5 protein-coding genes are annotated in these 5,995 nt (G+C 50.2%); 1 reads left to right on the top strand and 4 read right to left on the bottom strand.

From position 1 onward, the window contains the following. Positions 1-270: 270 nt before the first annotated feature. Positions 271-1,698, top strand: a complete 1,428-nt coding sequence (gene sbcB / locus VJY99_RS01830) for an exodeoxyribonuclease I (RefSeq protein WP_324115782.1) — start codon at positions 271-273, stop codon at positions 1,696-1,698. Between the two features lie 334 nt (positions 1,699-2,032). Here sbcB and VJY99_RS01825 read toward each other — a convergent pair whose 3' ends face one another. From VJY99_RS01825 to VJY99_RS01815, 4 genes are all read right to left on the bottom strand, one after another. After that, a complete protein-coding gene (locus VJY99_RS01825) occupies positions 2,033-3,397 on the bottom strand; it encodes an APC family permease (RefSeq protein WP_324115780.1) in 1,365 nt (454 codons plus the stop codon). Next, positions 3,387-3,449, bottom strand: coding sequence for a membrane protein YoeI (gene yoeI / locus VJY99_RS19635; protein ID WP_414641558.1), 63 nt, complete (start codon positions 3,447-3,449; stop codon positions 3,387-3,389). Before yoeI ends, VJY99_RS01825 begins: the two co-directional genes overlap by 11 nt. Positions 3,450-3,602: 153 nt before the next feature. Further along, positions 3,603-4,901: a 4-aminobutyrate--2-oxoglutarate transaminase gene (gabT, locus tag VJY99_RS01820; RefSeq protein WP_324115778.1), complete on the bottom strand. Its 1,299-nt coding sequence runs from the start codon at positions 4,899-4,901 to the stop codon at positions 3,603-3,605. Positions 4,902-5,046: 145 nt separating this feature from the next. Further along, positions 5,047-5,961 (bottom strand): LysR substrate-binding domain-containing protein, encoded by a 915-nt coding sequence (locus tag VJY99_RS01815; RefSeq protein ID WP_324115776.1) that lies wholly within the window; start codon positions 5,959-5,961, stop codon positions 5,047-5,049. Between the last annotated feature and the right edge of the window lie 34 nt (positions 5,962-5,995).

Below are 5,995 nucleotides of genomic sequence, written 5' to 3'. Positions count from 1 at the left end.
TACCCTCGATAAAAATAAATTCAGCCGCCTCTTTTACTGCAGTTTGTCACTTTTTTCGCATTTAAATTGCAAAAAGATATGAATGAGAACAGTCATATTCAGTAGAGCGATGCATTATTCCTTCATTGTGGAGACTTCTTGAAGGCCTGTTAATGGTTTACCATTGGCTTATGCAGCACCCGACAACAATGATTGGCACATGGAGAAGGTTTTAGTGGGATTTCAGTTTAATAACAGCACGTTAAACAACACTCAAGGGCGGAAGTAAACTTGGACAATACAACGCAACAACCGACCTTCCTTTTTCATGATTATGAAACTTTCGGCAAAAGCCCGTCCCTTGACCGCCCAGCGCAATTCGCGGCTATTCGCACTGACTCTCAATTTAACGTTATTGGCGAACCGGAAGTCTTTTACTGCAAACCAGCAGATGACTATTTGCCTCAGCCAGAAGCGGTAATGATTACCGGCATTACACCGCAGCAAGCTCTTAAGCAGGGCGTCAATGAAGCGGATTTTGCTAAACGTATCCATTCTATTTTTACGCTGCCGAAAACCTGTGTCGTCGGCTACAACAACGTGCGTTTTGATGACGAAGTCACGCGTAATATTTTCTACCGCAACTTTTATGATCCCTATGGCTGGAGCTGGCAGAACGATAACTCGCGCTGGGATTTGCTCGACGTGATGCGTGCCTGTTATGCGCTGCGCCCGGAAGGCATTGTCTGGCCGGAGAACGATGAAGGGTTGCCAAGTTTTCGCCTCGAACATTTGACCAAAGCCAACGGTATTGAACATGCTAACGCGCATGATGCGATGTCCGACGTGTACGCCACCATCGCGATGGCGCAACTGGTCAAAACTCGCCAGCCACGCCTGTTTGATTATCTCTACAGCTACCGCTCCAAGCACAAACTCACCACATTGATTGATATTCCGCAGATGAAACCGCTGGTACATGTCTCGGGAATGTTTGGCGCATGGCGCGGAAACACCAGTTGGATTGCCCCGCTGGCCTGGCACCCGGATAACAAAAATGCGGTGATTATGGTGGATTTAGCGGGTGATATTTCGCCGTTGCTGGAGCTGGACGCTGATACGTTACGCGAACGTTTATATACACCGAAAGCCGCACTGGGCGATGCTGCAGCCGTGCCGATAAAACTGGTGCATCTGAATAAATGCCCGGTTCTGGCGGTCGCTAACACACTCAGACCGGAAGATGCGGAACGGTTAGGAATCGATCGTAAGCGTTGTCTGGATAACCTGAAGTTGCTGCGCGAGCACCCTTTGGTGCGTGAAAAAGCGCTGGCTATCTTTGCAGAAGCAGAGCCTTTTGTGCCTTCCGATAATATCGATGCGCAACTGTACAACGGCTTTTTCAGCGATGCCGACCGCGCAGCTATGCGCATAGTGCTGCAAACCGATCCTCAGAATCTGCCCGCGCTGGATATTACTTTTGCCGATAAGCGTATTGAGAGATTGCTGTTTAATTATCGGGCGCGTAACTTCCCGGGTACCCTGGATGAAGCCGAGCAGCAGCGCTGGTTGCAGCACCGTCGTGATGTGTTATCTCAGGAAGCGTTGCAAGCCTACGCGCAAGAACTGGAAGCGCTGTATAACCTGCATGAAGATGATAAAGAAAAGACTGCGTTACTTAAGGCATTGTTTGAGTACGCGCAGTTTTTGGTGGGTTAATAATCGTGGTTAACCGATAACACCGTTCACTTAAGCCAATGAATTAGGGGAAACATCGGGATTTGGTTCCCGGAGGGACACTAAACCCGGTGGTCGCCCCGGATATCTCGTTATTCACTTAAGCCAATGAATGAGAGGAAACACCGGGATTTGATTCCCAGAGGGACGCCAAACCCGGTGGTCGCCCCGGATATCTCATTATTCACTTAAGCCAATGAATGAGGGGAAACACCGGGATTTGGTTCCCGGAGGGACGCCAAACCCGGTGGTCGCCCCGGATATCTCGTTCTTAAACTAACAGTGTTAGCTTTCGCGGCCTTTTTCGACTGCAGCTTTACGCTAAATCTTCGTTGAATTGCGGAACCGGATTACGGAAGCGACGCGTCACGAAGGCCAGATAGGTCAGGCCAATAGCCGCCCAAATCAGCCCCAGAATCATCGAACTTTCTTCCAGGTTAAGCCACAGCGCACCTACTGTCAGCGCACCACACAATGGCAACACCAGATAGTTGATGTGATCTTTAATGGACTTGTTACGGCCTTCGCGGATCCAGAACTGGGAAATCACCGACAGGTTCACGAAGGTGAACGCCACCAGCGCACCAAAGTTAATCAGTGCCGTTGCAGTGACCAGGTCAAACTTGACGGCGAACAGTGCAATGATACCCACCAGAACCACGTTCAGCGCAGGGGTACGCCATTGCGGATGAATGTAGCCGAAGAAACGCTCCGGGAACACACCATCACGGCCCATCACATACATCAGGCGAGAAACGCCCGCGTGTGCCGCCATACCCGAAGCCAGAACGGTCACACAGGAGAAAATCAGGATACCGAACTGGAAGGTTTTACCTGCCACGAACAGCATGATTTCTGGCTGTGATGCATCCGGATCCTGGAAGCGAGAAATATCCGGGAAGTACAGTTGCAGGAAGTAGGACACCACAACGAAGATCACGCCGCCAATCAGGGCAGTCAAGAAAATCGCTTTCGGGATAACACGCCCTGCATCTTTGGTTTCTTCGGACAGCGAGCTAATGCCGTCAAATCCGAGGAACGAGAAGCATAATATGGTCGCACCCGTAATCATCGGCACCACATTTGCGTTCTCTGACCAGAATGGCCGCGTACTGGTTAACGTGCCAGCACCTTCGCCATGGGCGACGCCGTAAATCACCAGACCGGTAATCACAACCATCACCACCATCTGCAACACAACAATCAGGCTGTTGAAGTTTGCCACGGTTTTAATGCCGCGCAGATTGGAGATAGTCATAAAGCCAACCAGAAGCACCACGAAAATCCACGACGGGATAGACGGTACTAAGGCTTCAAAATAGATTTTAGCCAGCAGAATGTTGATCATCGGCATAAACAAATAATCAAGCAACGCAGACCAGCCCACCATAAAGCCAACCACGGGGTGGATTGCTTTTTGAGCGTAGGTATAAGCGGAACCCGCAGATGGGAAGCGGCGTACTAGCTTTCCATAACTTAACGCGGTGAACAAAATTGCCACAAGGGCAAACGCGTAAGCCGTAGCGACATGTCCGTCGGTAAGGCCAGATACAATCCCAAATGTATCGAACAAGGTCATAGGCTGCATATAAGCAAGGCCTATCATAACTACCGGCATGAGCGTAAGACTCTTACGGAGTTCAACACGAGATTTTGCACCTGTGGTGACGTTAAGCGACATGGTTATTCCCCCAAACGGTGAATACCTGTGCAAAAGCAAAAAGCTGCCCCATCTGAATTTCCTCGGCGACACGACTGTCGTTTTTTAAAAGCTAATATCTATCCGGTACGAAGCCCGGCCTCTTGTTTTTTTTGGCGAATGCCTGTTTAACTGCTTGAACTTAATGCAAAAAAATAACCGACGTGTTTACGTCGGTTTTTTGTTCTCATTTAGTGAGGCGCGTATTTTGCACTAATTCGAGGCAAGAAGACAAGATGTTAAGACCCTCATTAACAATTTCTTTTTCAGCTGTTAATGGGACGAGAAAACGAATCACATTAGCACGCACGCCACAGGACAATAAAACCAGTCCCTGCTTGCCGGCTTCTTTGACAATTGCCTGAGTTAATTCTTTATTCGGGCGATGGCTGTCACGCTCTTCCACCAATTCCATCGCAATCATCGCTCCGTATCCGCGCACATCGCCGATGCAGTCAAATTGCTCTGCCATCTCCTGTAAACGACGGGTGATTAGCTCACCAATTTCTTGTGCGCGCGTGTTGAGACTTTCCTTTTCTATGATTTCGGTAACGGCCAACGCCGCTGCAATCGCCACGGGTGACCCTGCATACGTACCACCCAAACCACCCGGCATCGCTTTATCAAACAGCGATTTCTTGCCGACTAACGCAGACAACGGGAAACCGCCCGCCAGGCTTTTCGCCATGGTGACGAGATCCGGTTCCACGCCGCTGTGTTCAATGGCAAAGGTTTTACCGGTACGGCAAAAACCACTTTGAATTTCGTCGGCAATCAATACGATACCGTGTTTGTCACACAGCGCACGTAGTTGTTTCATAAAGGAAGGCGATGCGGCGTAGAAGCCCCCTTCCCCTTGCACCGGTTCAATAATAATGGCGGCGACTTCATCGGGTGAGACATCAGCGGCAAAAATACCTGCCAGTGACGCCAGTGCCTGGGTGTCACTCACACCAAGATACGCGGCAGGATAAGGTGCGTGATAAATTCCGGCAGGGAATGGACCATAACCTTTTTTATATGGTTGAACTTTGCCCGTTAACGCCATGCCCAGCAGCGTGCGCCCATGGAACGCGCCACGAAATGCGATAATGGCCGAACGCCCAGTCGCAATACGCGCCACTTTAATGGCATTTTCCACCGCCTCCGCCCCCGTTGTCAGCAACAAGGTTTGGCAAGGCGCGCTTATCGGCACCAGTGTATTCAGCCGTTCGGCAAGTTCGATATAGTTGCCGTAAGGCGTGACCTGGAAACAAGGATGGGTAAATTGTTCAAGCTGTTGACGCACCGCGTCAATGACTGCTGGATGGTTATGCCCGGTATTCAGCACTGCAATACCAGAAGCGAAATCAATATAGCGTTTGCCTTCCACGTCCCAAATTTCTGCATTTCTCGCTTTTTCAACGTAGACCGACAACGCATTGCCGACTCCATGCGGAACTGCTTGCTCACGCCGTGACTGCCATTGCTGATTGGTTTGCTTCATACAGACTCCTTGCGCACAAAAAACCTCTGCAAAACCAAGCAGAGGAGAGAATTTAAACGCGAAGACATTTTAAAAAGATTTAGAGATATAGCCCCATTATTAACCATAGATGTGAGGTGCAGGCTTCGCCACTCGCCCATTCGTATTATTTTTGCAAGGTTCCATACACCCCCGCGATTTCAGGATTTGTGACAATTTGTTCGCGCCACCATTCGCTGGCAAGCCCTGCGGTTTGCTCGTTCCAGCCAATCCACACCGGGACAAATGGCACATGGGAAGTCACTTGTTTTTCGATTAAAACCCCGCTTTCGATAAAACGCTGCGCCATGTAACGCGGAACGTAGCCGCAGCCAATGCCGCTTATCTGCAATTCGAGTTTGGTTTTGAAATCAAAGACGGTGATGGCCTCTTGATCTTCGAGTAAATGCATCGAACGTGACGGTTCAAGGCGCGAAGTATCCCCGACGATCACTGCGCGGCTGCGTTTTATAACGCGCCGGTTCAGCGGCTCTTCGGCGTCCGCTAGCGGATGATGCGGAGCAACGACAAATATGCTTTCGAGTTGGCCGAGCAAGGTAAAACCGAAGCCGCTGATTGAAGGGGGATCGCTCATCGCTCCGACGATAATATCGGCACGCCCTTCGGTGAGCGCTTCCCATGAGCCCCCCAGCACACCGTTGATGAATTTCAGCCGCGTCACACTGTAATTTTTATAGAACGCTTCAATGAGGGGAGTCAGCAGTGAAAACGGAAACGAATCATCCACGCCGATCACCAGTTCGTTCTCCCACCCCTGATGCAATTTGATAGCTTGCTGTTCAAGTTCGCGCACCGTATGCAGCACTTCACGGCCTTTTTCCAACAGGAGCTGGCCGGTTCGCGTAAATCGTGCACGGTGACCTGAGCGGTCAAGAATCTGGATATTGAGATCGTTCTCGAGTTTTTGAACGGTGTAACTGAGCGCGGAAGGCGTTTTAAAGAGCTTTGTTGCCGCCGCAGCAAAGCTCCCTTCTTTATCGAGGGTATCGAGAATTATCAACACATCCAGCAGTGGTTTCATACTCGTTCCTGACAGTCACGAGTCATGCCCCACA

The organism is Buttiauxella sp. (genome assembly GCF_035271705.1).
In the GTDB taxonomy this organism is placed as follows: domain Bacteria; phylum Pseudomonadota; class Gammaproteobacteria; order Enterobacterales; family Enterobacteriaceae; genus Buttiauxella.
Note: the sequence above shows the minus strand (reverse complement) of the source record. Positions and strands in the feature narration are given on the sequence as shown.

Excerpts from the sequence above, each read along its gene's own strand:
- VJY99_RS01825 (WP_324115780.1), bottom strand. The coding sequence starts at position 3,397 with ATGTCGCTTAACGTCACCACAGGTGCAAAATCTCGTGTTGAACTCCGT.
- gabT (WP_324115778.1), bottom strand. The coding sequence starts at position 4,901 with ATGAAGCAAACCAATCAGCAATGGCAGTCACGGCGTGAGCAAGCAGTT.
- VJY99_RS01815 (WP_324115776.1), bottom strand. The coding sequence starts at position 5,961 with ATGAAACCACTGCTGGATGTGTTGATAATTCTCGATACCCTCGATAAA.